Origin of the sequence: Streptomyces sp. NPDC051322 (genome assembly GCF_040689485.1) — a bacterium.
In the GTDB taxonomy this organism is placed as follows: domain Bacteria; phylum Actinomycetota; class Actinomycetes; order Streptomycetales; family Streptomycetaceae; genus Streptomyces.
Map to the genome: position 1 here is coordinate 254,115 of NZ_JBFBAK010000008.1, position 24,844 is coordinate 278,958.

General features: G+C 69.4%; 24 protein-coding genes and 5 tRNA genes. 22 read left to right on the forward strand and 7 right to left on the reverse strand.

All coding sequences use genetic code 11. The features are described from left to right. Nucleotides 1-5 precede the first annotated feature (5 nt). Nucleotides 6-3,662, reverse strand: a complete 3,657-nt coding sequence (locus tag AB0436_RS20405) for a nitrate- and nitrite sensing domain-containing protein (protein ID WP_366469309.1) — start codon at nt 3,660-3,662, stop codon at nt 6-8. Between the two features lie 615 nt (nt 3,663-4,277). Between AB0436_RS20405 and AB0436_RS20410 the strand changes: the two genes are divergently transcribed. From AB0436_RS20410 to AB0436_RS20450, 9 genes are all read left to right on the forward strand, one after another. After that, nucleotides 4,278-4,472: a hypothetical protein gene (locus tag AB0436_RS20410; protein ID WP_366469311.1), complete on the forward strand. Its 195-nt coding sequence runs from the start codon at nt 4,278-4,280 to the stop codon at nt 4,470-4,472. Nucleotides 4,473-4,576: 104 nt separating this feature from the next. Next, nucleotides 4,577-5,362: a fumarylacetoacetate hydrolase family protein gene (locus AB0436_RS20415; protein ID WP_366469313.1), complete on the forward strand. Its 786-nt coding sequence runs from the start codon at nt 4,577-4,579 to the stop codon at nt 5,360-5,362. Continuing rightward, complete coding sequence (gene gltX / locus AB0436_RS20420) at nt 5,355-6,881, forward strand: glutamate--tRNA ligase (protein WP_366469314.1); 1,527 nt, start codon at nt 5,355-5,357, stop codon at nt 6,879-6,881. The genes AB0436_RS20415 and gltX overlap by 8 nt, the downstream gene beginning before the upstream one ends. A 106-nt stretch (nt 6,882-6,987) precedes the next feature. Next, a complete protein-coding gene (locus AB0436_RS20425; RefSeq protein ID WP_366469315.1) occupies nt 6,988-7,707 on the forward strand; it encodes an HAD family hydrolase in 720 nt (239 codons plus the stop codon). Nucleotides 7,708-7,792: 85 nt separating this feature from the next. Further along, nucleotides 7,793-7,864: transfer RNA gene (locus tag AB0436_RS20430), tRNA-Gln, on the forward strand. A 38-nt stretch (nt 7,865-7,902) separates the two neighbouring features. After that, a tRNA-Glu gene (locus AB0436_RS20435) sits at nt 7,903-7,975 on the forward strand. 61 nt (nt 7,976-8,036) lie between these two features. Further along, nucleotides 8,037-8,109: transfer RNA gene (locus AB0436_RS20440), tRNA-Glu, on the forward strand. A gap of 8 nt (nt 8,110-8,117) precedes the next feature. Further along, nucleotides 8,118-8,189: transfer RNA gene (locus AB0436_RS20445), tRNA-Gln, on the forward strand. A gap of 35 nt (nt 8,190-8,224) precedes the next feature. Beyond that, nucleotides 8,225-8,297: transfer RNA gene (locus tag AB0436_RS20450), tRNA-Glu, on the forward strand. A gap of 201 nt (nt 8,298-8,498) precedes the next feature. Here AB0436_RS20450 and ndgR read toward each other — a convergent pair. Next, the gene (gene ndgR, locus AB0436_RS20455) at nt 8,499-9,215 is read right to left on the reverse strand and encodes an IclR family transcriptional regulator NdgR (protein ID WP_365848990.1); all 717 of its coding nucleotides are present in this window, start codon (nt 9,213-9,215) and stop codon (nt 8,499-8,501) included. A 173-nt stretch (nt 9,216-9,388) separates the two neighbouring features. Between ndgR and leuC the strand changes: the two genes are divergently transcribed. From leuC to AB0436_RS20475, 4 genes are all read left to right on the forward strand, one after another. Beyond that, nucleotides 9,389-10,813, forward strand: coding sequence for a 3-isopropylmalate dehydratase large subunit (leuC, locus tag AB0436_RS20460; RefSeq protein WP_366469316.1), 1,425 nt, complete (start codon nt 9,389-9,391; stop codon nt 10,811-10,813). A gap of 5 nt (nt 10,814-10,818) precedes the next feature. Continuing rightward, entirely contained in the window at nt 10,819-11,412 is a 594-nt protein-coding gene (gene leuD / locus AB0436_RS20465; RefSeq protein ID WP_366469317.1) for a 3-isopropylmalate dehydratase small subunit, read from the forward strand. A 104-nt stretch (nt 11,413-11,516) separates the two neighbouring features. Continuing rightward, entirely contained in the window at nt 11,517-11,762 is a 246-nt protein-coding gene (locus AB0436_RS20470; RefSeq protein ID WP_365848986.1) for a hypothetical protein, read from the forward strand. Between the two features lie 125 nt (nt 11,763-11,887). After that, nucleotides 11,888-12,496 carry an HU family DNA-binding protein gene (locus AB0436_RS20475; protein ID WP_366469318.1) on the forward strand — a complete coding sequence of 203 codons (609 nt, stop codon included), beginning with the start codon at nt 11,888-11,890 and terminating at the stop codon, nt 12,494-12,496. Nucleotides 12,497-12,590: 94 nt separating this feature from the next. On the opposite strand, the gene AB0436_RS20480 is transcribed toward AB0436_RS20475, so the two are convergent. Together AB0436_RS20480 and cofC are read right to left on the reverse strand one after the other, a co-directional pair. Beyond that, complete coding sequence (locus AB0436_RS20480; protein ID WP_366469319.1) at nt 12,591-12,794, reverse strand: hypothetical protein; 204 nt, start codon at nt 12,792-12,794, stop codon at nt 12,591-12,593. 9 nt (nt 12,795-12,803) lie between these two features. Next, on the reverse strand, nt 12,804-13,478 hold the full coding sequence (cofC, locus tag AB0436_RS20485; RefSeq protein WP_366469320.1) for a 2-phospho-L-lactate guanylyltransferase: 675 nt from the start codon (nt 13,476-13,478) through the stop codon (nt 12,804-12,806). 138 nt (nt 13,479-13,616) lie between these two features. Here cofC and AB0436_RS20490 point away from each other — a divergent pair, with 138 nt between their 5' ends. From AB0436_RS20490 to AB0436_RS20500, 3 genes are read left to right on the forward strand one after another with little or no spacing between them, the layout of a single operon-like run. Beyond that, nucleotides 13,617-14,369, forward strand: coding sequence for a lysophospholipid acyltransferase family protein (locus AB0436_RS20490; protein WP_366469321.1), 753 nt, complete (start codon nt 13,617-13,619; stop codon nt 14,367-14,369). Beyond that, a complete protein-coding gene (locus AB0436_RS20495) occupies nt 14,366-15,367 on the forward strand; it encodes an NAD(P)H-dependent glycerol-3-phosphate dehydrogenase (protein ID WP_366469322.1) in 1,002 nt (333 codons plus the stop codon). The genes AB0436_RS20490 and AB0436_RS20495 overlap by 4 nt, the downstream gene beginning before the upstream one ends. A 34-nt stretch (nt 15,368-15,401) precedes the next feature. Continuing rightward, on the forward strand, nt 15,402-16,559 hold the full coding sequence (locus AB0436_RS20500; RefSeq protein ID WP_366469323.1) for a D-alanine--D-alanine ligase family protein: 1,158 nt from the start codon (nt 15,402-15,404) through the stop codon (nt 16,557-16,559). Nucleotides 16,560-16,571: 12 nt separating this feature from the next. Here AB0436_RS20500 and AB0436_RS20505 read toward each other — a convergent pair whose 3' ends face one another. Then, a complete protein-coding gene (locus AB0436_RS20505) occupies nt 16,572-17,042 on the reverse strand; it encodes a DUF3515 domain-containing protein (RefSeq protein ID WP_366469324.1) in 471 nt (156 codons plus the stop codon). Nucleotides 17,043-17,077: 35 nt separating this feature from the next. Then, a complete protein-coding gene (locus AB0436_RS20510; RefSeq protein WP_366469325.1) occupies nt 17,078-17,311 on the reverse strand; it encodes an Lrp/AsnC ligand binding domain-containing protein in 234 nt (77 codons plus the stop codon). 222 nt (nt 17,312-17,533) lie between these two features. Here AB0436_RS20510 and AB0436_RS20515 point away from each other — a divergent pair, with 222 nt between their 5' ends. Next, nucleotides 17,534-18,499 (forward strand): thiamine-phosphate kinase, encoded by a 966-nt coding sequence (locus tag AB0436_RS20515; protein WP_366469326.1) that lies wholly within the window; start codon nt 17,534-17,536, stop codon nt 18,497-18,499. Beyond that, nucleotides 18,496-19,284, forward strand: a complete 789-nt coding sequence (gene thiD, locus AB0436_RS20520) for a bifunctional hydroxymethylpyrimidine kinase/phosphomethylpyrimidine kinase (protein ID WP_366469327.1) — start codon at nt 18,496-18,498, stop codon at nt 19,282-19,284. The genes AB0436_RS20515 and thiD overlap by 4 nt, the downstream gene beginning before the upstream one ends. A 98-nt stretch (nt 19,285-19,382) precedes the next feature. On the opposite strand, the gene rpmB is transcribed toward thiD, so the two are convergent. Beyond that, nucleotides 19,383-19,568, reverse strand: coding sequence for a 50S ribosomal protein L28 (gene rpmB / locus AB0436_RS20525; protein WP_015036441.1), 186 nt, complete (start codon nt 19,566-19,568; stop codon nt 19,383-19,385). A gap of 234 nt (nt 19,569-19,802) precedes the next feature. Here rpmB and AB0436_RS20530 point away from each other — a divergent pair, with 234 nt between their 5' ends. From AB0436_RS20530 to coaD, 4 genes are all read left to right on the forward strand, one after another. After that, on the forward strand, nt 19,803-21,431 hold the full coding sequence (locus AB0436_RS20530; RefSeq protein ID WP_366469328.1) for a DAK2 domain-containing protein: 1,629 nt from the start codon (nt 19,803-19,805) through the stop codon (nt 21,429-21,431). 52 nt (nt 21,432-21,483) lie between these two features. Next, nucleotides 21,484-23,676, forward strand: a complete 2,193-nt coding sequence (gene recG / locus AB0436_RS20535) for an ATP-dependent DNA helicase RecG (RefSeq protein ID WP_366469329.1) — start codon at nt 21,484-21,486, stop codon at nt 23,674-23,676. 67 nt (nt 23,677-23,743) lie between these two features. Beyond that, on the forward strand, nt 23,744-24,328 hold the full coding sequence (rsmD, locus tag AB0436_RS20540) for a 16S rRNA (guanine(966)-N(2))-methyltransferase RsmD (RefSeq protein WP_366469330.1): 585 nt from the start codon (nt 23,744-23,746) through the stop codon (nt 24,326-24,328). Between the two features lie 26 nt (nt 24,329-24,354). After that, on the forward strand, nt 24,355-24,834 hold the full coding sequence (coaD, locus tag AB0436_RS20545; RefSeq protein WP_366469440.1) for a pantetheine-phosphate adenylyltransferase: 480 nt from the start codon (nt 24,355-24,357) through the stop codon (nt 24,832-24,834). The last annotated feature ends 10 nt before the right edge of the window (nt 24,835-24,844 follow it).

Consider the following 24,844-nt stretch of genomic DNA (forward strand, 5'->3'; position numbering starts at 1 on the left):
CTCAACTAGTGCTCCTGCTGGTGAGAGGGGCCGGTTCCGGCTTGGCGACCCTGTTGGATACCGCGCCGGAGATTGGTCAGCCGGCCGCGTACGTCGTCGGGCGCACGCGAAACCTGCGGACCGGCCTGATGGGCCTGCTGTTGTGCGGTACCGGGCACCAGGTTGGCACGCGGTACGCGTCGGGGCAGACCGGATGTGGTGACACCACCGGCCGCGGGCTTCTTCGCCCGCTCGGCCTGCCGTACGAGTTCGTCATTGGGCGACGAGCGCCATGCGGTGCTCGGGCCGCCCTGATTGACGGGCTCACGCCGTGGTGCCTGGGGAGCGGCCGCCGTCGGCTGCTCGGGTACGGAGGGCGCCTGCGGCTCGGCGTTCCTCGCGGACTGCGCGCCGTGGAACCAGTTGGTCTCCAGCGTGTCGTACAGCGGCGTGCGACCGTCGCCCGGGTCGGACGCCGGCGGCAGCGCCTCGTAGTCCGGCTGCTGCGGCAGGCTGTGGGGAGCCGGTGGCCGCGGAGCGCCGAAGTCTGAGCCGTCGAGCCGGGGTGCGCCCCCGGGGGCGTCCGACGGGGCGGGCGGACGCGGAGCGTTGAAGTCGGGCCGCGGGAACTGCGTCGTGGACGCGGCATCCTGCGACGGGGGCTCCTGACGCTGGGGCTCCTCGTACGGCGGTTCCTGGTACCGGGGCTCCTGGTACCGGGGCTGCTGCGGGCCACGGACGTCCGGACGCTCGAACAGGTCGGACCGCTGGAACTGGCCCGGCCGCTGGAACTGGCCGGTGTCCTGCTGCGGCGGCGGTGCGTTGAAGTCCGGACGCTGGAACTCGGCGGTGGAGCCCGGTCCCTGTCGGTCGGTGCGGTCGTCGCTGCCGTTCATCGGGCGTCGCGGCTGCAGCGGCTGCCGGTACTGAGGGCTGGAACCGGAGTCCGCCTCCTCGTGGCCCCGCGGGGCGTCCGGCGACCGCGGCGGCAGGGACGGCTGCTCGCTGCCCCAGCTCGTGGTCTGCGGACGCTGGGGTGCCTGCGGCTGTGGATTGCCGCCCGGCAGTTCGGCCCGGGGGCCGGTGGGCGGCAGCTGCTGCTGGCGGCCCGCCGGGGGCGGGAAGTCGCCGCCGTGCTGCGGCTGCTGCGGGCGCGGCCGGCCGGAGCCCGGGGTGCCGGGGTTCTGGGCGTCCTGATTCTGGATTCCCGGGTTCTGGATTCCCGGGTTCTGGCGGCCCGGAGCGTCACTGCCCGGACCGGACCGGCGAGGCATGGGCGCGCCCGCGCCGAACGCGTTCATCGCGGGCGCGGGGGCCGGAGCGCCCTGCGGCAGACCGCGCTGCGGTGCGCCGCCCTGCGGCTGCGGGCCGCCGGGCTGGATCGACCGGTCGCCGTCCCGGGCAGGCAGTGCCGCACGCGGACCCGGACCGGAAACCTGGCCGTGCTGGGCGCCGGCGTTCAGCCGTCCCGCGGAACCGGCGGGCTGCTGCGGCATCTGCTGCTGTGCGGGACCGCCGGGCTTGGCGGGCGCCTTCTTGCCGCCCTGGGCGACATCCACGGGAAGCATGACCAGCGCGGTCGTACCACCGGAGTCGGACGGCCTCAGCTGGATACGGATGCCGTGTCGCAGGGACAGCCGGCCGACCACGAACAGACCCATCCGGCGCGAGACGGAAACGTCCACGGTGGGTGGCGATGCGAGCCGCTCGTTGATCGCGGCCAGGTCCTCGGGGGAGAGGCCGATACCGGTGTCGTGGATCTCGACCAGCACCCGTCCGTCGGGCAGCGCATGACCGGTGACCCGCACCTTGGTCTGCGGCGAGGAGAACGACGTCGCGTTCTCCAGCAGCTCGGCGAGCAGATGGACGAGGTCGTTGACGACGCGGCCGGCGACCTCGGTCGCGGGGACCGCGGCCAGTTCGATGCGCTCGTACTGCTCCACCTCGGACGCCGCGGCACGCAGCACGTCGACCAGCGGCACCGGTCGGGTCCACCGGCGGCCCGGCTCCTCGCCGGCGAGGACGAGGAGGTTCTCACCGTTCCGGCGCATACGGGTCGCCAGGTGGTCGAGCTTGAAGAGCGAGGACAGCTGGTCCGGGTCGGCCTCGCGCGATTCGAGTTCCGAGATGAGCGACAGCTGACGCTGGATGAGTCCCTGGCTGCGGCGCGAGAGGTTGGTGAACATCGCGTTGACGTTGCCCCGCAGCATGGCCTGCTCGGAGGCGAGCCGGACCGCCTCGCGGTGCACGTCGTCGAAAGCCGCGGCGACCTGTCCGATCTCGTCCCGGCTGTGCACACCGACGGACTCGACGGAGGTGTCGACGTCCTGCGGGTCCGAGTCGGAGAGCTGCTTGACCAGCTCGGGCAGCCGATCACCGGCGACCTTGGTCGCGGTGTCCTGCAGTCGGCGCAGCGAGCGGATCATGGACCGGGCGACAACGAAGGCACCGACCAGCGAGACACCCAGGATCAGCACGATCAGCGCGGCGTTGATGATCGCGGCGCGCTCGGCGTCGTTGCGCAGCGAACGGGCCTTCTGCTCCATCTCACCGAGCAGTGTGGCCTCGATGGTGTTCATGGCCGTGATGCGGTTGGTGTCCGCGTCGTACCAGTCCTTGTACGAACGCGGGGCCTGGCTGGCCAGCCCGTTCTTGTTCTCCAGCACGTGCTTGGCGTAAAGGCCGGCGGCGGTGATCTCCGGGTTACCGGTGTCCAGGGGGGCGGTCAGCGCCTCGGGGTCTCCCGAGTAGCGGTACACCTGGCTGAACGAGTCGAGCGCGTCGCCCTCACTCTGCAACGCGGATTCCGCGAAGAGCCGGTCACTCTCGTCGAGATGACCGTGGTCCTTCTTGTTCGGCGGCAGAGCGGCGGAGATGACCGCGCGCTGCTCCGACGCGTACTCCTTGGCGGACGAGAAGGCGGCCAGCGCACGGGTGCGCTTGATCATCTCAGGGTTGGCGGTCGCCTGTGCCATGTCCTGCGAGAGGCCGAGCAGCGAGTTGATCAACTCGCTGTACTCGGTGACCGTCTGCGAGATGGTGGCATCGCCCCGGTACGCGGTGCTGCGGATGCCCTTGAGGCGGCCGAGCTTGGTGGCGATGGCGCGGAGGCTGTTGCGGATCGACTCGATCGAGTCGTCGCGCTTGGCGTTGTCGAAGTTCGACGTGCCGTCGATGAACGAGGTGTAGGCGAGGTCGGTCTTCTTGCGCGGCTCGGCGACGTTGAAGTCGTTGACGCTCGCGCCGTGGGCCAGCGGACCGGCCGACTTGTCCCGCTCCTCCTGGAGCGCGGCGGCGAGCTCCGTCGCCTGCTTCGTCATCTGGGTGAGCAGCTGCATGTGATCCAGCTGCTGCATGTTGTTCAGCGACTCGTTGATCTTCAGGCCACCCAGGGTGGCCGAGGCGACCACGGGGAGTGTCAGCAGAGCGACGAGCTTGGTACTGATGTGCCAGTTGCGCAGCGCTATTCGGGAGCCGGTGTTCACCGGACCCGCCGGTTTCGGCGAAGCCGACGGCGCGGTCCTGGGCGCCTTGGGGGCCTTCGACTCACCGGCCCCGGCCGAGGCCGGGCCGTGGTTCTGCTGGGCCTGGGCGTGCTGGGGCGAGGAACCGCGGTCGGTCCCGCCGCGCGGCTCTTGCGCCGCAGCTTCCCCTCGGCCCTGGTGGGCCTGGGGAGGCCCCATGCCATCCCTCTTGAAACGTCCCTGCACTAGCGTCGCAACCTCTGGACCAGGCGTTCCGCCGCCGGGCGGTGGAACGGTGTCGAGTCGTGGGGCGCGGCGCGCCCCATGGTGGTCGTAGGTGACCGGCGTTGTTCCCCCTTCACCGCCGCCACTCGGCGCGGTTCTGCGCCCCTCGTGCGCCGGCCTGGCTGTGATGGTCACAACGACTGCGCGGCAGTGCGTGGAATTCCAGCACAGTGCCGGATCTCCAACAAGGCCCGTGTGCTGGCCTGTGACCTTTCTGACACGGTGTGAGCACCTTGTCACGAGCCGTAGAAAGGGTTCTTGGATGAAAGCGACATTACCTTATGAACTACTTACGGCCCGGGGGTGTCCCAGTCGGGATGATCAGGAGCGGAATGAGTAGTTCAACCGCGTAATGTCCGAATTCGAAGTCCGCATCCGACGCCAGATATGTCCGTAATATTCACCTCGTGGTGAGGAAACTCACACCTAGATCGTTGGCTTGCCCACCGGTCTGCGGGGAATCGGATGTTTAGCCTGACGGTTTACAGGGATGGCGAATCCGACAACCGGCGCTCACGGCGCCGCCGATCGACAGGACCGAACAAGCAGATGAAAACGACGCCGCTGTTCCGCAATATTGCCAACCCGCGCCGCACCACGCTGGCCCATCTCGCGGACGCCGCGAAGCTGCAGCGGCCGGCGCAGCCGGAGCACGCCGCCACTCTGCCCACCGTAACGGCCAACCCGCGCCGCACCATTCTGATGGACGTACCGGAGCAGACGCAGGTCGCCGCGGGTAAGTGACCGCCGGCGGTACCACCGAGTAATAGCGCGGCCGCCCCTCCCTGCCCGCGCTAGCCTGGAGCGTCAGACTCCAGCCAGCCAGTAAGTGAGGGGCGACAGCACTCGTGCGCATCGCCAGATTCTCCATCGACGGCAATGTCGCCTTCGGCGTGGTCGAGGACGAAGGGACCGGCGGCACCGCCGGCCCGGTCCTCGACATCATCAAGGGCATTCCGTACGCCGACTTCGAGCGCTCCGGCACGAAGGTTCCGTTGAGCAAGGTCCGGCTGCTGCCCCCGGTGCTGCCCAACAAGGTGGTGGCCTTCGGCCGTAACTACGCGGAGCACGCGGCGGAACTCGGGAACGCGGTTCCCGACGCCCCGTTCGCCTTCTTCAAGCCCACCACTTCGGTGATCGGCTCCGGCGACGCCATCGAGTACCCGACCTTCTCCGCCGAACTGCACCACGAGGCCGAGCTCGCCGTGGTCATCGGCCGGATGTGCCGGGAAGTCCCGCGCGAGCGCGTCAAGGACGTCATCTTCGGCTACACCTGCGCCAACGACGTCACCGCCCGGGACGTGCAGAAGCGTGAGAAGCAGTGGGCCAGGGCCAAGGGTTTCGACACCTCCTGCCCGCTCGGCCCCTGGGTGGAGACCGAACTCGACCCCTCCGACGTCACCATCCAGGCCACCGTCAACGGTGAACAGCGCCAGCTCGGCCGCACCAGCGAGATGATCAACTCCATCGAGGATCTGATCGTCAACATCTCCGAGGCCATGACGCTGCTCCCCGGGGACGTCGTCCTGACCGGCACTCCGGCCGGAGTCGGACCGCTCAACGTCGGCGACGAGGTCGCCGTCACCATCGAAGGCATCGGCACTCTCACCAACAAGGTTGTCAAGCGTGGCTAGCGCATCCGGCTCCCCTTCCCCCAAGTCGTCGACTCCGCTCGGACAGGGGGCGCCCCCACGCGTCCGCTTCTGTCCCTCGCCCACCGGTAACCCGCATGTGGGCCTGGTCCGCACCGCCCTGTTCAACTGGGCGTTCGCCCGGCACACCGGCGGCACCATGGTCTTCCGCATCGAGGACACCGACGCGGCCCGCGACTCCGAGGAGTCGTACCAGCAGCTGCTCGACTCCCTGCGCTGGCTCGGCCTCGACTGGGACGAGGGCCCCGACGAGGTCGGCGGTCCGCACGCGCCGTACCGCCAGTCGCAGCGGATGGACATCTACGCGGACGTCGCGAAGAAGCTCCAGGACGCGGGCCACGCGTACGACTGCTACTGCACCACCGCCGAGCTCGACGAGCGCCGTGACGCAGCGCGCAAGGCCGGCCGCCCGTCGGGCTACGACGGCCACTGCCGCGCGCTCACCACCGAGCAGACCGAGGCGTACCGAGCCGAGGGCCGTACGTCCATCGTCCGCTTCCGGATGCCCGACGAGACGATCACCTTCACGGACCTGGTCCGCGGCGACCTGAGCTTCGCCCCGGAGAACGTCCCGGACTTCGGCATCGTCCGCGCCAACGGCGCGCCCCTCTACACGCTCGTCAACCCGGTGGACGACGCGCTGATGGAGATCACCCACGTGCTGCGCGGCGAGGACCTGTTGTCCTCGACCCCGCGCCAGATCGCGCTCTACAAGGCACTGATCGAGATCGGTGTCGCCCAGGGCATCCCGCTCTTCGGTCACCTCCCGTACGTCATGGGCGAGGGCAACAAGAAGCTGTCCAAGCGCGACCCCGAGGCCTCCCTGAACCTCTACCGCGAGCGCGGCTTCCTCCCCGAGGGCCTGCTCAACTACCTGTCCCTGCTGGGCTGGTCGTTCTCCGCGGACAAGGACATCTTCACGGTGGCCGAACTGGTCGAGAAGTTCGACATCGCGGACGTCAACGCCAACCCGGCCCGCTTCGACCTGAAGAAGGCCGAGGCGATCAATGCCGACCACATCCGGCTGCTGGACGTGAAGACGTTCACCGAGGCCTGCACCCCCTGGCTGCGCGCCCCGCACGCCAACTGGCCGGAGGAGAACTTCGACCAGGCCGCCTGGGAGGCCATCGCCCCCTATGCCCAGACCCGCCTCACCGTCCTCTCCGACATCACGGTCAACGTGGACTTCCTCTTCCGCGATACGCCGGTCGACGACGAGGCGTCCTGGGCCAAGGCGATGAAGGGCGACCCGATCGCCCTCCTCACCACCGCCCGCGCCAACCTGTCCGACGCCGACTGGAGCACTCCCGAGGCGCTCAAGGCGGCCGTCCTGGCCGCAGGCGAGCAGCACGGCCTGAAGCTCGGCAAGGCCCAGGCCCCGGTCCGTGTCGCGGTCACCGGCCGCACGGTGGGCCTGCCGCTCTTCGAGTCCCTCCAGATCCTGGGCCGCGAGCGGTCACTGGCCCGGATCGACGCCGCATTGGCGAAGCTTTCCGCCTAGCCCCCCGCTCAGCCACGGAGTCCCCTGTGATGTCGCGAAGTCAGGCTGGAAGCGGCACCCCCAGGGGGCTCTGCGCGCGGCGCCCTCCCCGCGGTACGTTCGGGGTATGCCGATCCGCGCGGTCCTCTGGGACATCGACGACACGATCTTCGACTACACCAGCGCCGACCGCACCGGTATGCGCCGGCACCTGCGGGCCGAGGGGTTGCCCGACGGATACGCCTCGATCGAGGAGGCCCTCGTCCGGTGGCGCGAGATCACCGAGGTGCAGTGGGCGCGGTTCTCCGCGGGGGAGACGGACTGGGAAGGGCAGCGTCGGGAGCGGGTCCGCTCGTTCCTGGGCCGGGATCTGAGCGACGCCGAGGCCGACCGCTGGTTCGCTCGTCACCTCACGCACTACGAGGCCGCGTGGGCGCTCTTTCCCGACTTCCTGCCGGCGCTGGAGCTGCTCGCGGCCGACTACCGCCATGCGGTGCTCTCCAACTCCTCCACCCACAACCAGGACCGCAAGCTGCGCACCCTCGGCGTGCGGGACCGGTTCGAGGCCCTGCTCTGTGCGGCCGAACTCGGGGTGTCCAAGCCGGACCCGGGGGCTTTCCACGCCGCCTGTGACGCGCTTCACCTGGCGCCGGCCGAGGTGTTGTACGTAGGGGACCATCCGGACATCGACGCGGCCGGTGCGCTCGCGGCCGGGCTGTCAGCGGTCTGGCTCGACCGGGCGGGACTCGGGGGCCGGCCGGAGCTCCTCCGGATCAGCGGTCTCGACCAGCTTCCGGCCCTGTTGCGGGGCGATACTCGTTTTGGAGCGCCGTCCACCTTCAGGTAATGTTCTTCCTGCGCCGCCCGAGCGGGCCGAAAGATCCGGCCGGGAAGCGCAGACAGAAACAAAACCTCCAGGGGTTGCGTTTCAGTGGGCTATGGTGTAATTGGCAACACAACGGTTTCTGGTACCGTCATTCTAGGTTCGAGTCCTGGTAGCCCAGCGCAAGATCAGTAGTAACCCACCTTGCATGCAGTACAAGCCCCCGTTGTGTAGCGGCCTAGCACGCTGCCCTCTCACGGCAGTAGCGCCGGTTCGAATCCGGTCGGGGGTACAGATCCTTCCCGCGAGATCATCAGGGTCGCACCCGATGGACTTGATGCAGGATCGCCAGGGCCCCCGTTGTGTAGCGGCCTAGCACGCTGCCCTCTCACGGCAGTAGCGCCGGTTCGAATCCGGTCGGGGGTACTCCACCATGGGCTATGGTGTAATTGGCAACACAACGGTTTCTGGTACCGTCATTCTAGGTTCGAGTCCTGGTAGCCCAGCGCAACCTGTGTACATCTAACAGTTGTTCACACAAGCCCCCGTTGTGTAGCGGCCTAGCACGCTGCCCTCTCACGGCAGTAGCGCCGGTTCGAATCCGGTCGGGGGTACGCATACGGAAGGTCCTTCACTTCGGTGAGGGGCCTTTTCTGCGTGTGCGATGGTGCCCTGCGTGCGGAGTGCCCGGTGTGCTGTGGGGCCAAGTCAGGCTGCCGCAAGGCCCGTTGAGGCGGAAGACCGAGTGTGTTGCGGTGGAAGGGGGCCGCCACGGCGCTGGGGCGGCCTTGAGGACAGGGGAGGGAATGTCCGGGTCAGCCGGCGCGGCGAAGGGCCTCGGACAGGCGGCCGGCCGCGTCGATGACCGCCTGGGCGTGCATCCGGCCCGGGTGGCGGCTCAGCCGCTCGATCGGCCCGGAGACGGAGACGGCCGCGACCACGCGGTTCGAGGGCCCGCGCACCGGGGCGGAGACCGAGGCGACACCCGGTTCGCGCTCGCCGATCGACTGGGCCCAGCCCCTGCGCCGTACGCCGGAGAGGGCGGTCGCCGTGAAGCGGGCGCCCTGCAGGCCCCGGTGCAGTCGCTCGGGTTCCTCCCAGGCCATCAGGATCTGGGCGGAGGAGCCGGCCTTCATGGTGAGCGTGGAGCCGACCGGCACGGTGTCCCGCAGGCCCGACAGCCGCTCGGCCGCCGCCACACAGATCCGCATGTCGCCCTGGCGCCGGTAGAGCTGGGCGCTCTCACCCGTGACATCGCGCAGATGCGTCAATACCGGCCCTGCGGTGGCCAGCAGCCGGTCCTCACCCGCCGCGGCGGCGAGTTCCGAAAGCCGCGGGCCGAGAATGAACCGGCCCTGCATGTCCCTCGCCACCAGTCGGTGGTGTTCCAGTGCCACGGCAAGCCGATGTGCCGTGGGTCGTGCGAGCCCGGTCGCCGCGACCAGCCCGGCGAGGGTGGCCGGGCCGGACTCCAGAGCGCTCAGTACCAGAGCTGCCTTGTCGAGAACGCCGACGCCGCTAGAGTTGTCCATGCAACGATACTCGCGTCTCACTCTGTGAAACGCAAGTTCAATTTTCCACGGACCTTGCGACCCTGTAGGGGCGGCCGTACAACGGCCCGCAGTTTTCCGCCCGGTACGGGGGTTCGGACGGGAACGCCCGACGTCTAGTTGGGTCGGCGAGCATGCCGGCCGGAGGGAAAGCGATGGGTAGGACACTCGCGGAGAAGGTCTGGGACGACCATGTCGTCAGGCGCGCCGAAGGCGAGCCGGACCTCCTCTTCATCGATCTGCACCTGCTGCACGAGGTGACCAGCCCGCAGGCGTTCGACGGCCTGCGTCAGAACGGCCGGCCGGTGCGGCGCCTCGACCTCACCATCGCCACCGAGGATCACAACACCCCGACGCTCGACATCGACAAGCCGATCGCGGACCCGGTCTCCCGGGCTCAGCTGGAGACGCTGCGCAAGAACTGCGCGGAGTTCGGTGTCCGGCTGCACCCGCTCGGCGACGTGGAGCAGGGTGTCGTGCATGTCGTGGGACCGCAGCTGGGCCTCACCCAGCCGGGCACCACGGTGGTCTGCGGCGACAGCCACACGTCCACCCACGGCGCCTTCGGCGCGCTGGCGTTCGGCATCGGCACCTCGCAGGTCGAGCACGTGCTGGCCACCCAGACGCTGACGCTGGACCGCCCCAAGACGATGGCCATCACGGTGGAGGGTGAGCTGCCCGATTCCGTCACCGCCAAGGACCTGATTCTGGCGATCATCGCCCGGATCGGTACCGGCGGCGGCCAGGGCTACATCCTGGAGTACCGCGGATCCGCCATCGAGAAGCTCTCGATGGAAGCCCGCATGACCATCTGCAACATGTCGATCGAGGCCGGCGCGCGGGCGGGCATGATCGCTCCCGACCGGACCACCTTCGACTACCTGGAGGGGCGCGACCACGCCCCGAAGGGCGCCGAGTGGGATGCGGCGGTCGAGTACTGGAAGACCCTGCGCACCGACGACGACGCGGTCTTCGACGCCGAGGTGTTCATCGACGGCGCCGAACTGGCCCCGTTCGTCACCTGGGGCACCAACCCCGGCCAGGGCGCACCGCTCACCGCCAGCGTCCCCGACCCGGCTTCCTACGAAGACGCTTCGGAGCGCCTGGCCGCCGAGAAGGCCCTGGAATACATGGGGTTGACGGCCGGACAGCCGCTGCGTGACATCAAGGTCGACACGGTCTTCGTAGGTTCCTGCACCAACGGCCGTATCGAGGACCTGCGCAACGCCGCCGCCCTGCTCGAGGGCCGCAAAGTGGCCGACGGCGTGCGGATGCTCGTCGTCCCCGGCTCGGTGCGGGTGGCGCTGCAGGCCGTGGCGGAGGGGCTGGACAAGGTCTTCACCGCTGCGGGCGCCGAATGGCGGCACGCGGGCTGCTCGATGTGCCTGGGCATGAACCCCGACCAACTCGCGCCCGGCGAGCGTTCCGCCTCCACCTCCAACCGTAACTTCGAGGGCAGGCAGGGCAAGGGCGGCCGTACGCACCTGGTCTCCCCGCAGGTGGCCGCGGCCACCGCGGTGCTGGGTCATCTGGCCTCGCCGGCCGACCTGTCCGACGCTCCGTCCCTCGTGGAGGCCTGATCACCATGGAAGCTTTCACCAAGCACACCGGCCGAGTCGTTCCGCTGCGCCGCTCGAACGTCGACACCGACCAGATCATCCCGGCGCACTGGCTGAAGAAGGTCACCCGGGACGGCTTCGAGGACGGGCTCTTCGAGGCCTGGCGCAAGGACCCGCAGTTCGTCCTCAACCGCCCGGAGCGCGAGGGCGCATCGGTGCTGGTCGCAGGGCCCGACTTCGGTACGGGTTCGTCCCGCGAGCACGCTGTCTGGGCTCTGCAGAACTACGGCTTCAAGACCGTCATCTCGTCCCGGTTCGCCGACATCTTCCGCGGCAACTCGCTGAAGAACGGTCTGCTGACGGTGGTCCTCGACCAGAAGTCCGTGGACGCCATCTGGGAGCTGACCGAAGCCGACCCCACCGCGGAGATCACCGTGGACCTGGAGCAGCGGAAGGTGCTGGCGGAGGGAATCAGCGCGGACTTCGACCTCGACGAGAACGCCCGCTGGCGGCTGCTGAACGGTCTGGACGACATCAGCCTCACCCTTCAGAACGAAGCGGACATCACGGCTTACGAGGCGGCGCGCCCCGCCTTCAAGCCGCGTACAATTGACGCCTGAGCAGCGCTTTTTCAGGACTGCGCCCCCTGCCGACCGGCAGGGGGCGCAGTCGCTTGTTGAGCCCCCGTCGGGCGACAACTCGCCCCAGATGGCACAATCGGTGCATGGGAAGCGACAACCAACTCAAGCTCTACGCGGAAGTCGCCGAACAACTGAAACAAGCACACACACGGGTGCGTGAACTGCAAGTCCCGGAGGGCGTAAGGATGGCGCTGTCCCGGAAGCTGTTGGTCATCACGGCCGCGGCGAAGCACGATCTCACCGATGCGGCAACGCGGCTGGATCGGTTGATGAAGGACCTCGACGAGGGTCGATTCCCCGATGGCAACTCCCTTGATGGGTCTCCGTAACGGTTCAGTTCGTTGCGGCACAAGGGTGATTAGACCGTTTCGTGTTTGATTTGCGGTATATATCTGCCTAACGTGCGAAAAAGCCTGAACAGTTTCGTTCTGGCAATGTCTCCGAAGGGGAAGACGTGAACAAGGCGCAGCTCGTAGAGGCCATTGCCGACAAGCTCGGTGGCCGTCAGCAGGCCGCAGACGCGGTGGACGCGGTACTGGACGCGCTCGTCCGTGCGGTGGTCGCCGGCGACCGGGTCTCGGTCACCGGCTTCGGTTCGTTCGAGAAGGTCGACCGCCCGGCCCGTTACGCCCGCAACCCGCAGACGGGCGAGCGGGTGCGGGTCAAGAAGACCTCGGTGCCGCGGTTCCGTGCGGGTCAGGGCTTCAAGGACCTGGTGAGCGGCTCGAAGAAGCTCCCGAAGAACGATGTGGCCGTGAAGAAGGCTCCCAAGGGCAGCCTCTCCGGGCCTCCCCCCACCATCTCCAAGTCGGCGGCCAAGAAGGCGGCGACCAAGAAGGCGGCGGCCAAGAAGACGACGGCGAAGAAGGCCACGCCGGCCAAGACGGCCGCTGCGAAGAAGACCACGGCCAAGAAGACCACGGCGAAGAAGGCCACGCCGGCCAAGACGGCCGCTGCGAAGAAGACCACGGCCAAGAAGACAGCCCCGGCCAAGAAGGCGCCTGCGAAGAAGACCACGGCGCGCACGACCACCGCCAAGAAGGCCACCGCGCGGAAGAAGTAAGCGGCACGGCCACCAACGCGTCGGGCCGGTCTCCCCTGGGGAGCCCGGCCCGCGGTGCGTTCGGTGCGCTGTTCCGAGTGTTTCGTGATCCAGGTCAGAACGTCTGCAGGGTCACCAGGGTGATCTGCCGGGTATCGCCCTCGCCGGAGATCTCGATCCGTACCCGCTGACCGGGCCGCAGCAGTCGCAGCCCCCCCGCATCGAAGGCCGGGGCGTCGAAATCCACCGGGGTGCCGTCGTCGAGCAGCACGCTGCCGCTGCGGGTATCGGGGTCGTACGTGTACGCGGTCGCCTGCATGACGGCAGCTTACGGCCTGGCGGGCGGCAGCCGGAGTCCGGCGACCACCGGGTACCGCCGGGAGGTGTACCGGCCGAGCCCGAGCACGGCAGCGGCCCGCAGATCGTCGCCGGTGTCCACGTCCTGGCGTACCGAAGCGACACCGTCGAGCACGATTTCCACCGCCCCCGACGCGGAATGCCGGGCCCGTGATCTGCCGCCGAAAGCGGGGCGCAATTCCACCCCGGGTCCGGACGTCAGCAAAGTGGTGCCGATTCCGGTGGCGTCCGCCAGGAATGCCCGCGGAAAATCAACTGCCCGCTCGAGCACCCGTCGCAATTCGGCGGGGCGCAGCGCGGGAAGATCCGCATTGAGTGCGGCCACCGGCGCTCCGGGGCGCCGGGCGCGGACCGCGCGGGCACCGTGCGCCAGCGCGCCGTTGAGGCCGGTCTCGGAAAGATCGGGCACAATCCGGGCACCCAGTGCCGCCAGTTCCTCCGAGGCGCGTACGTCATTGGTGACTACGGCCACATCGCCAACGACAGAACAAGCCAGTGCTGCGGCCACGGTGTCCTGGGCGAATGCGAGGGCCAGCCCGGGGCGTACCGCGTCGTCCGCCGTCGGAGCGAGTCTGCTCTTCGCCAGCGCCAAGGGCTTCAGGGGTACGACCAGGGACCAGTTGGCGTCCCGATCCATGTTCCGCATCGGTCCTATTGTGGCCCGAGCCCGCGATACCGGCCGGGCCGGGCCGGGCGTACGGTGTTGTCGACAGCGCAGGGGCCTGGGGCCGGACTTGACGTTCGGTAACCGGGCGGCCATGTGGTCCTAGAGGAAGGTGTCCGAGTGTCCCGCCGCAGAATCGGCTTCTGGTACCGCCTGGCGGCGGTCATCGCAAAACCGCCGTTGCTGGTTCTGTTCAAGCGGGACTGGAGCGGAATGGAACACATTCCGGCGGACGGCGGATTTATCACCGCCGTCAACCACAATTCCTATCTGGACATGTTTTCGTACGGACACTTCCAGTACAACACGGGCAAGGTCCCCCGCTTCCTGGCCAAGGCCGCGCTCTTCGACGTGCCGGTCGTCGGGGCGCTGCTGCGCGGGACCGGGCAGATTCCGGTGTACCGCGAGTCGTCCAACGCGTTCGGTGCCTTTCGGGCCGCCGTTGACGCGGTCGAGCGCGGTCAGTGTGTCGCCTTCTACCCCGAAGGCACCCTGACCCGCGATCCCGGACAGTGGCCGATGACCGCCAAGAGCGGAGTCGCGCGGGCCGCGCTGCTCACCAAGGCCCCGGTGATCCCCGTGGCCCAGTGGGGCGCCAACCTGGCGATGCCGCCGTACGCCAAGGAGAAGAAGTTCCGCTTCTTTCCGCGCAAAACCCTTCAGGTCAAGGCGGGGCCACCGGTCGACCTCGCGCGCTTCTACGGCATGGAGCCGACACCCGAGGTGCTGCGCGAGGCGACCGCGGTCATCATGGCCGCTGTCACCTCCCTGTTGGAGGAGTTGCGCGGAGAGCAGGCCCCCGCCGAGCCCTACGATCACCGCAAGGCCCGGACGGAAGAGCGGCGCAGGGCCGCAGGGGAGGGCACCAAGTGACGCGAGCAGCCATCTTCGGCAATGGATCCTGGGGCACGGCATTCGCCATGGTCCTCGCCGACGCGGGATGCGAGGTGACCCTCTGGGGCCGCCGCGCCGGGCTCGTGGACACCATCAACACCACCCGTACCAACCCGGACTATCTGCCCGGGATCGTGCTTCCCGCCTCGGTGCGTGCCACCACCGATGCTGCCGAGGCCGCGCGCGACGCCGATTTCACGGTGCTCGCCGTGCCGTCGCAGACAGTGCGTGCCAACCTCGCCGACTGGGCGGAACTGCTGGCGGCCGACACCGTGCTGGTCTCGCTGATGAAGGGCGTCGAACTCGGCACGGCGAAGCGGATGAGCGAGGTGATCGAGGAGGTCGCCAAGGTCCCCGCCGATCGCGTCGCCGTCCTCACCGGGCCCAACCTGGCCAAGGAGATCGCCGGCCGGATGCCGGCCGCGGCCGTGGTCGCCTGCCGGGACGAGGCGGTCGCCCAGCGCCTCCAGGCCGCCTGCCACACCTCGTACTTCCGCCCCTACACCAACACCGACGTGGTCGGCTGCGAGCTGGGCGGCGCCGTCAAGAACGTGATCGGGCTCGCCGTCGGCATCGCGGACGGCATGGGCCTCGGCGACAACGCCAAAGGATCACTGATCACCCGTGGTCTGGCCGAAACCACCCGGCTCGGCCTGGCGATGGGGGCGGACCCGCTGACCTTCTCCGGTCTCGCCGGTCTGGGCGACCTGGTCGCCACCTGCTCCTCACCGCTCTCGCGCAACCACACCTTCGGCACGAACCTCGGCCGGGGCATGACCCTCTCGCAGACCATCGCGGCCACCAGCCAGACGGCCGAAGGCGTCAAATCCTGCGAATCGGTGGCCGATCTGGCCCGTCGGCACCACGTCGAAATGCCCATCACCGAAACCGTCGTGGACATCGTGCACAACGGGAAGGCGCCGGTCGTCGCGCTGAAGGAGCTCATGGCGCGCAGCGCCAAGGCCGAGCGTCGCTGACTGAATTCGTACCAGCAGGTACGCTCAACGCGATATGAGCAGCGAGAACTCCCCCCAGAACCCTGAGCAGCAGCGTCGTAAGCCGCGTGTGGCGGTTGTCTTCGGCGGACGCAGCTCCGAACACGCCATCTCGGTGGTCACCGCGGGCGCGATCCTGCGCGCCATCGACCGCACCAAGTACGACGTGCTGCCCATCGGCATCACCACGGACGGCCGCTGGGCGCTGACCGCGGATGATCCCGAGCGGATGGCGATCCAGGACCGCACACTGCCGACCGTGGCCGCGCTCGCCGAGCGCACCGACGGCACCGTGGTGCTCTCCGTCGACCCCGGCAACCGTGAAGTCGTCTACAGCGAGCCGGGATCGGTGCCCAAGGCGCTGGGCGACGTCGACGTCGTCTTCCCGGTGCTGCACGGTCCCTACGGTGAGGACGGCACGCTGCAGGGGCTCCTCGAACTCTCCGGTGTGCCCTACGTCGGCGCGGGCGTGCTGGCGTCGGCCGTCGGCCAGGACAAGGAGTACATGAAGCGGGTGTTCATCTCCTACGGGCTGCCGGTCGGCCCGTACGAGGTGATCCGCCCCCGCGAGTGGAACCGCGACCCGGCTGCCGCACGCAAACGGATCGTGGACTTCGCCGGCGAGCACGGCTGGCCGCTCTTCATCAAGCCCGCACGTGGCGGCTCCTCGATGGGCATCTCCAAGGTCGACTCGCTCGCGGGTCTCGACGAGGCCGTCGAGGAGGCGCAGCGCCACGACCCGAAGATTCTCGTCGAGTCGCTGCTGCGCGGCCGGGAGATCGAATGCGGGGTGCTGGAGTTCGACGACGGGCCGCGGGCGAGCGTGCCCGCCGAGATCCCGCCGGTCACCTCCTGCGACTTCTACGACTTCGAGGCGAAGTACATCGACGCGGCGAACGGCATGGTGCCGGCGCCGCTGACCCCGGAGCAAACCGCGGAGGTGCAGCGTCTGGCGGTGGCCGCGTTCGACGCGACCTCCTGCGAGGGCCTGGTGCGCGCCGACTTCTTCCTCACCGAGGACGGCGGGTTCGTCATCAACGAGATCAACACGATGCCGGGCTTCACACCGATCTCGATGTACCCGCGGATGTGGCAGGAGAGCGGGATCGGTTACCCGGAACTGGTGGACCGGCTGATCCAGGCAGCGCTGCACCGGCCGACGGGGCTGCGCTGAGCAAGCTGCCCTTCACAGGACGGACGGGTCCGTCCTCTTGACGGCGTTCGCGAAGTCGGAGAGCGGGGTGACGTCATGGGCGTACTCCGGGCCCATGGTCACCTCGACGTAGGCCTTGCGATAGGTGGTCGTGAACCGGGGGCCGCTCTTCCGCTGCTCCACCATCCAGTTCACGCCGTTCGCGTCGACCGCCTGCGCGTTCGGGTCGTCCATCTTGTCGGGCCGGGGGACGCCGCAGCGCAGTACGATCGCCGCGTCCCCCCATCCGGCGGTGAGTTCCGAAGCGGGCGAGGGATCGCTGCGAGCATGCCCGGCCACGGTCTTCGGCAGTTTCTTGTCGAGCGCCTTGCACACGGCGACCTGGTCCGCGGGCGGCTCGGGAACCGCGACGGAGGCCGCGTCGTCCCCCGACGAGCAGCCCGCGGCGGCCAGCAGCAACGCGCAGACGGGCACAGGCAGGAACCGGTGGCGGGAGGACTTCACCGGCTCAGCGTAGACGGGTCGGTTTCGGACGGGAGCTACAGGTGCACGACCGGGCAGGTCAGGGTGCGGGTGATGCCCTCCACTTGCTGGATTGTCGCGACCACCATCCGGCCGAGTTCGTCAACGGTGTCGGACTGGGCGCGCACGATCACGTCGTAGGGTCCTGTCACGTCTTCGGCCTGGATGACTCCGGGAATCTTGCCGACGAGCTCGGCGACGGTTGTCGCCTTGCCCACTTCGGTCTGGATAAGGATGTACGCCTGTACCACGGAACCTCCAAGGCGGCCACGAGGATCATGTGGGGACAAGATCAGGTGGGGGACGAAGGGACGCCACGGTATCGCGTCGTTCCGCGCCACGGGGAGACCCGCGCATCCGGCAGTCGCCGCGTTCGGGGCGTATGAGGAACAGAGTTGACGTACGTATTGACGGTACCTACAGCAGTGATGGCTCGCGACCGCAAGCGCACTGGGGCAGAAGGGGCAACAACCATGAAGGGCACCGTGGGGGAACTCGGAGAGTTCGGGCTGATCAGAGAGCTCACCTCCCGGCTCACCACCACCCCGGCGGTACGACTGGGACCGGGCGACGACGCCGCGGTCGTGGCCGCACCCGACCGGCGGGTGGTGGCGAGTACGGACATCCTGCTCGAGGGCCGGCACTTCCGCCGCGACTGGTCCACGGCATACGACGTGGGCCGCAAAGCCGCAGCGCAGAACCTCGCGGACATCGCGGCGATGGGCGCAGTCCCCACGGCGATACTTCTGGGCCTCGTCGTGCCCGCCGAACTCCCGGTCACCTGGCCGACCGAGCTGATGGACGGGATCCGCGACGAGTGCCAGGTCGCGGGGGCGGCCGTGGTCGGCGGCGACGTCGTACGCGGGGAGACCATCACCGTCTCCATCACCGCACTCGGCGATCTGCGCAACCACGAGCCGGTCACCAGGGCCGGCGCCCAGCCCGGCGATGTCGTCGCCGTCACCGGATGGCTGGGCTGGTCCGCAGCCGGATACGCCGTGCTCTCCCGGGGTTTCCGCTCGCCGCGCGCCTTCGTCGAGGCCCACCGCCGCCCCGAACCGCCGTACCACGCCGGCCCCGCCGCCGCCGGGCTCGGCGCCACCGCCATGACGGATGTCAGCGACGGTCTGGTGGCCGACCTGGGGCACATCGCCGAAGCGAGCAAGGTACGTATCGATCTGCGGGCCGGACTCATCGAGATCCCCACCCAGATGAACGACATCGGGCAGGCGGTCGGTGTCGATCCGCTGCAGTGGGTGCTCACCGGCGGAGAGGACCACGCGATGGTCGCCACCTTCCCCCCCGACGCGAAACTGCCCGCCCGCTGGAAGGTGATCGGCGAGGTGCTCAACCCCTCGGCGCTGCCCCAGGTGACCGTCGACGGAGCGCCGTGGACCAGCAAGGGCGGCTGGGACCACTTCGGGGAGGACCCGGCATGACACCGCCCCTGGTCCTGACCGTGGCCGGCTCCGACTCCGGTGGCGGCGCCGGCATTCAGGCCGACCTCAAGACGATGCTGGCGCTCGGCGTGCACGGAATGAGCGTGCTCACCGCCGTCACCGCGCAGAACTCCCTGGGGGTGCACGGGGCCTGGGAGCTGCCCGCCGACGCCGTACGGGCCCAGTACCGTGCCGTCGTCGACGACATCGGTGTGCAGGCCGTGAAGACCGGCATGCTGTCGTCGGTGGAACTCGTGGAGACCGTCGCCGCCCTGCTCGCCGAGACGGATGCGCCGGTGGTCGTCGACCCGGTGGGCGTCTCCAAGCACGGCGACCCGCTGCTCGCCGCCTCCGCACTCGACGCCGTACGGACGAAGCTGCTGCCGAGAGCCACCGTCGCGACACCGAACCTCGACGAAGTCGCCCAGCTCACCGGTGTACAAGTGCGGACCGAGACCGATCTGCCGCGGGCGGCGGCCGCGGTGCTGTCGTACGGACCGCGCTGGGCGCTGATCAAGGGCGGTCACCTGACGGGCGAGGCGGTGGACCTGCTGACCGACGGCACCGAACAACACTGGCTGCGCGCCCCCCGGCACGACAACCGTCACACCCATGGCACCGGATGCACCCTGGCCTCTGCGGTGGCCTCCTACCTGGCCCGCGGGCTCACCGTGCCGGAGGCGGTCACTGCGGCCAAGGAGTATGTGACCGGCGCCATCGCTGCGGGCTTCGCGCTGGGCGGCGGCATCGGCCCGGTCGACCACGGCTGGCGCTTCCGCCCCTAGGACGGTGCCGGCCGGGCATGCGAAAAAGCCGGTCCACCGAGGTGGACCGGCTTTTCAAGGCAACCGCAAGGGGCTGCGCAACGACGAAACGTCCGGCGTTAGCGCGAGACCTTGCCGGCCTTGATGCACGAGGTGCAGACGTTGAGCCGCTTCGGCGTCCGACCGACCACGGCACGCACGCGCTGGATGTTGGGATTCCAGCGACGGGGCGTACGGCGGTGCGAGTGCGAAATGTTGTTGCCGAAGCCCGGCCCCTTGCCGCAGACGTCGCAGTTGGCAGCCACGGGTCACTCCAAAGACTTCAGGTGCACTTACAGTGAAATCCGGCGCGCCGGAATCATTATCTGAAGTGGCGAACCGGGGGAATGGCCCGATTCTCATCGGGCAACCGAAGCAGCATACAACGACTGCTTCGGAGATACGAAACTACCATGGCCGCCGCTGCCCCCTTCCCGGCCCCCGGCCCCCGGGCCGGGTCTACCCTGCGGTGCAACCCCGCTGTTCAAGGAGGACGCCAGGTGCCGCAGCCCCCCGACGATATCGACGCCGTCGCGGTGCGCACCTGGTGCTCACTGGCCCTGGAGGCACTGGGCAGGGACCGCGAGGCGATCGACGCGATCAACGTCTATCCGGTCGCCGACGGGGACACCGGCACCAACCTCTATCTGACGGTGGAGTCGGCGGCCGCCGCGGTGGAAGCGGTCTTCGCCGCACACGAGACCGTCCGCGGAGCCTCGGCCCCGGCGCTCGCCGACGCGGTCCGGGCCATGGCGCACGGTGCGCTGATCGGAGCCCGCGGCAATTCGGGCACGATCCTCGCTCAATTGCTGCGCGGCATGGCCGAGGTGTTCGGCGCCGCATCAGGTGACGATGATCACGCCGAGCTGCTGCGCGAAGCCCTGCGCCGGGCGGCCGAATCGGCCTACCGGGCGGTCGCTCGCCCCGTGGAGGGAACCGTGCTCACGGTGGCCACCGCGGCGGCGGACGCCGCCGCGGCAGACCCGGGCCCCGGCAGCACGGCCGTCGCGCGCGCGGCGTACGCGGGGGCGTGCACGGCGCTGGACGCGACTCCGGGGCAGTTGTCCGTACTCGGCCGGGCCGGGGTGGTCGACGCGGGCGGGCGCGGTCTGGTCGACGTCCTCGCCGCGCTGGTCGGCGCGCTTTCCGGGGAGGTGCCGGCGGCCGTCCGGCGGCGGACCGCCCCCGTGCTGCCGCCGCACTTCACCGACGAGTGCCCGGCCGACGGCGGTCCGGCCTTCGAGGTGATCTACCTCCTGGAGGCGGACGAGGATGCGGTGACCCGGCTGCGTACCCGGCTCGATGGGCTCGGAGACTCCCTGGTGGTCGTCGGCGGCGACGGCCTGTGGAACGTCCATGTGCATGTGGACGACGCCGGTGCGGCCGTCGAGGCGGGTCTCGAGGCGGGGCGGCCGCACCGGATCCGGATCACCCACTTCGGGCCGGCGACCCGGCCGGCGGAGCAGGCGCAGCGCGCGGTGGTCGCCGTGGTCCCCGGCGAAGGCCTCGCGGGCCTCTGCGCGGAGGCCGGTGCGACGACCGTGCTCGCGCGCCCGGGTGAGCTGCCGGCCAGCGGAGAACTGGTCGACGCGATCAGGCGGGCGCACGCCCGGGAGGTGGTGCTGCTCCCCAACGACGCGGAGCTCCGGCACACGGCAGCGGCGGCGGCCGAGCAGGCCAGAGTGGAAGGCGTACGGGTCGCGCTGATCCCCACCCGCTCTGCCGTCCAGGGCATCGCGGCGCTGGCCGTCCACGAACCGGAGCGCCGTTTCGACGAGGACGTGGTCGCGATGACAGCGGCCGCGGGCGCCACCCGTTACGGCGAACTCGCCGCGGCCGAGCGGCAGTCCTGGACGACCGCCGGTGTCTGTCAGGCGGGCGATGTGCTCGGCCTGATCGACGGCGACGTGGCGGTGATCGGCACGGACCTGGCCGGCACGGCGGAGACGGTGCTCCAGCGGATGCTGGCGGCCGGAGGCGAACTGGTCACCCTGGTGCTGGGGGACGGCGCCCCCTCCACGCTCGCCGACCGGCTGGAGGCGTTCGTCAGGGAGGGGCATCTGGCCGTGGACACGGTGGTCTATCGCGGCGGCAGCCAGGCGGCGCCGCTGCTGATCGGCGTGGAGTAGCTCCGCACCGGACAGACCATCGCCCCGCAGTCGGACCCGTGCTGTCGGACCCATGGTGTGCAATGGTTCCGTGGCCGCTCTTGACGCACCCCTGAAGAACACGCTCGGCGCCCCCACCGCCAAGGTGCTGGCCGAGCAGCTCGACCTGCAAACGGTCGGCGATCTGCTGCACCACTACCCCCGCAGATACGCCGAGCGGGGCGAGCTGACGCCCCTCGCCGAACTGCCGCAGGACGAGCACGTCACGGTCTTCGCCCGGGTGGCCGACGCCCGCGTCCTGACGTTCAACCAGGGCCGCGGCAAACGCCTCGAGGTCAACATCACCGACGGCAGCGGCCGGCTGCAGCTGGTGTTCTTCGGCAAGGGCATCCACAAACCGCACAAGGACCTGCTGCCCGGCCGCCGCGCGATGTTCGCCGGCAAGGTGTCGAGGTTCAATCAGAAGCTGCAGCTGGCCCACCCGACGTACGAGTTGCTGGACGACGACACCGAGGCGGGGACCGTCGAGGCCTGGGCGAACGAACTGATCCCGGTCTACCCCGCCTGCAAGGGGCTGGAGTCCTGGAAGATCGCCAAGGCGGTCGACGCGGTACTGCCGAGCGCCCCGGAGGCCGCCGACCCCCTGCCGCCCGCGCTGCGGGAGGGCCGCGGGCTGACCACGCTGCCCGACGCGCTGCGGAAGGTGCACCGCCCGCAGACCAAGGCGGACATCGGGACGGCGCGGGACCGGCTGAAATGGGACGAGGCGTTCGTCCTGCAGGTCGCCCTCGCCAGGCGGCGGCACGCGGAGACCCAACTCCCCGCGGTGGCAAGGAAACCCGTACCGGGCGGCTTGCTCGACGCCTTCGACGCGACGCTGCCGTTCACCCTCACCGAGGGCCAGCAGAAGGTCTCTAAGGAGATCTTCGACGAATTGGCGACCGAGCATCCGATGCACCGGCTGCTCCAGGGCGAGGTGGGCAGCGGCAAGACGCTGGTCGCACTGCGGGCCATGCTCGCGGTCGTCGACGCCGGCGGTCAGGGAGCGATGCTCGCGCCCACCGAGGTGCTCGCCCAGCAGCATCACCGGTCCATCACCGAGATGATGGGCGAGCTCGCCGAGGGCGGCATGATCGGCGGCTCGGAGCTGGGCACCAAGGTGGTCCTGCTCACCGGTTCCATGGGGGTTGCCGCCCGCCGCCGAGCGCTGCTGGACCTGGCCACCGGCGAGGCCGGTCTGGTGATCGGCACCCATGCGCTCATCGAGGACAAGGTGCAGTTCCACGACCTCGGGCTTGTCGTCGTCGACGAGCAGCACCGGTTCGGCGTGGAGCAGCGCGACGCCCTGCGCGGCAAGGGCAAGCAGCCCCCGCACTTGCTGGTCATGACCGCGACCCCCATCCCGCGTACGGTCGCGATGACCGTCTTCGGCGATCTGGAGACCTCGGTCCTGGACCAGCTCCCCGCCGGCCGCTCGCCGATCGCCACCCATGTCGTACCGGCCCGGGACAAGCCGCACTTCCTGTCCCGGGCGTGGGAGCGAGTGCGGGAGGAGGTCGACCAGGGCCACCAGGCGTACGTCGTGTGCCCGCGTATCGGGGACGGCGAGGACGAGCCGAAGAAGAAGCAGGCGGCGGAGGAGGCGGACAAGCGGCCGCCGCTGGCCGTGGTGGAGATCACCGAGCAGCTCACCAGGGGTCCGCTGGCCGGCCTCCGCATCGAGATGCTGCACGGCCGGATGACGCCCGACGACAAGGACGCGGTGATGCGCCGCTTCACGGCGGGCGAAGTGGACGTTCTGGTCGCCACGACGGTCATCGAGGTGGGCGTCAACGTGCCCAATGCGACCGTCATGGTGATCATGGATGCTGACCGGTTCGGCGTATCGCAGCTGCACCAGTTGCGCGGCCGGGTGGGCCGTGGTGCGGCGCCCGGTCTCTGCCTGCTGGTCAGCGAGGCCCACGAGGCCGGTCCGGCGCGAGCCAGACTCGGCGCGGTGGCCGACACGCTGGACGGCTTCGAGCTCTCCCGTATCGATCTCGAACAGCGGCGGGAGGGCGACGTGCTGGGCCAGGCCCAGTCCGGTGTGCGGTCGTCGCTGCGGATGCTCGCCGTCATCGACGATGAGGAGGTCATCGCGGCCGCCCGCGAGGAGGCCGCCGCGGTCGTCGCGGCGGACCCCGGGCTCACGCACCTGCCGGAGCTGCGGATCGCGCTGGACGCCTTGCTGGACCAGGAGCGCGAGCAGTATCTCGACAAGGGCTGAGAGACTGACCGGGACAGACCCGATCGCACAGCGCTACGAATCGCTCAGCTCACCGAGAAGGATCGAGATGACCCGCGTGATCGCCGGCACGGCAGGCGGACGGCGTCTGGCCGTCCCGCCGGGCAATGGCACCCGCCCCACGTCCGACCGTGCGCGCGAGGGGCTCTTCTCGACCTGGGAGTCACTTCTCGGGACACTCCGGGGGACCAGGATCGCCGACCTGTACGCGGGGTCCGGCGCCGTCGGCCTGGAGGCGCTGTCCCGCGGTTCGGTGCACGCTCTGCTGGTCGAGGCGGACAGCCGGGCCGCCGCCACAGTCCGTGCCAACGTGCGCACGCTCGGTCTCCCCGGCGCGGAAGTGCGGACCGGCAAAGCGGAACAGATCGTGACAGGTCCCCCGCCCTACGAGCCGTACGACGTGGTTTTCCTCGATCCGCCCTACGCCGTCACCGACGAAGATCTCTGCGAGATCCTGCTCACACTCCGCGCCCAGGGGTGGCTGACGGACGATGCCGTCGCCACGGTGGAACGGAGCACGAGAAGCGGAGAATTCAAGTGGCCCAAGGGTTTTGAGCCTTTGCGGGCCCGTCGTTACGGCGAGGGCACGCTTTGGTACGGTCGCGCCGCCTCTACGTGCGAAGACGCACGATGACCGGACCCGGGAGCGAGGGACTTCAGTTGCGCCGCGCCGTATGTCCGGGGTCATTCGACCCCATCACCAATGGCCACCTCGACATCATCGGCAGGGCCTCGAAGCTGTACGACGTCGTACACGTGGCCGTGATGATCAACCAGTCGAAGCGGGGCCTGTTCTCCGTCGAGGAGCGGCTCGACCTGATCCGTCAGGTCACCGCCGATTTCGGAAACGTCGAGGTCGAGTCGTTCCACGGCCTGCTCGTCGACTTCTGCAAGCAGCGCGACATCCCGGCCATCGTGAAGGGCCTGCGGGCGGTCAGCGACTTCGACTACGAGCTGCAGATGGCCCAGATGAACAATGGCCTCTCGGGGGTCGAGACACTGTTCGTACCGACCAATCCGACCTACAGCTTTCTCTCCTCGAGCCTGGTCAAGGAGGTCGCGACCTGGGGCGGAGACGTCGCGCATCTGCTGCCACCGGTGGTCCACGACGCCTTGACGCAGCGGCTCGGCGAGAAGTGACGAACTGACT

Bases quoted from the DNA above. Each gene is read 5' to 3' on its own strand.
- cofC (WP_366469320.1), bottom strand. From the start codon at position 13,478: ATGCGGAACATGGATCGGGACGCCAACTGGTCCCTGGTCGTACCCCTG.
- AB0436_RS20480 (WP_366469319.1), bottom strand. From the start codon at position 12,794: ATGCAGGCGACCGCGTACACGTACGACCCCGATACCCGCAGCGGCAGC.
- AB0436_RS20470 (WP_365848986.1), top strand. From the start codon at position 11,517: ATGGGAAGCGACAACCAACTCAAGCTCTACGCGGAAGTCGCCGAACAA.
- AB0436_RS20425 (WP_366469315.1), top strand. From the start codon at position 6,988: ATGCCGATCCGCGCGGTCCTCTGGGACATCGACGACACGATCTTCGAC.
- thiD (WP_366469327.1), top strand. From the start codon at position 18,496: ATGACACCGCCCCTGGTCCTGACCGTGGCCGGCTCCGACTCCGGTGGC.
- AB0436_RS20515 (WP_366469326.1), top strand. From the start codon at position 17,534: ATGAAGGGCACCGTGGGGGAACTCGGAGAGTTCGGGCTGATCAGAGAG.
- leuD (WP_366469317.1), top strand. From the start codon at position 10,819: ATGGAAGCTTTCACCAAGCACACCGGCCGAGTCGTTCCGCTGCGCCGC.
- AB0436_RS20410 (WP_366469311.1), top strand. From the start codon at position 4,278: ATGAAAACGACGCCGCTGTTCCGCAATATTGCCAACCCGCGCCGCACC.
- leuC (WP_366469316.1), top strand. From the start codon at position 9,389: ATGGGTAGGACACTCGCGGAGAAGGTCTGGGACGACCATGTCGTCAGG.
- recG (WP_366469329.1), top strand. From the start codon at position 21,484: ATGGTGTGCAATGGTTCCGTGGCCGCTCTTGACGCACCCCTGAAGAAC.
- rsmD (WP_366469330.1), top strand. From the start codon at position 23,744: ATGACCCGCGTGATCGCCGGCACGGCAGGCGGACGGCGTCTGGCCGTC.
- AB0436_RS20405 (WP_366469309.1), bottom strand. From the start codon at position 3,662: ATGGGGCCTCCCCAGGCCCACCAGGGCCGAGGGGAAGCTGCGGCGCAA.
- AB0436_RS20500 (WP_366469323.1), top strand. From the start codon at position 15,402: ATGAGCAGCGAGAACTCCCCCCAGAACCCTGAGCAGCAGCGTCGTAAG.
- ndgR (WP_365848990.1), bottom strand. From the start codon at position 9,215: ATGGACAACTCTAGCGGCGTCGGCGTTCTCGACAAGGCAGCTCTGGTA.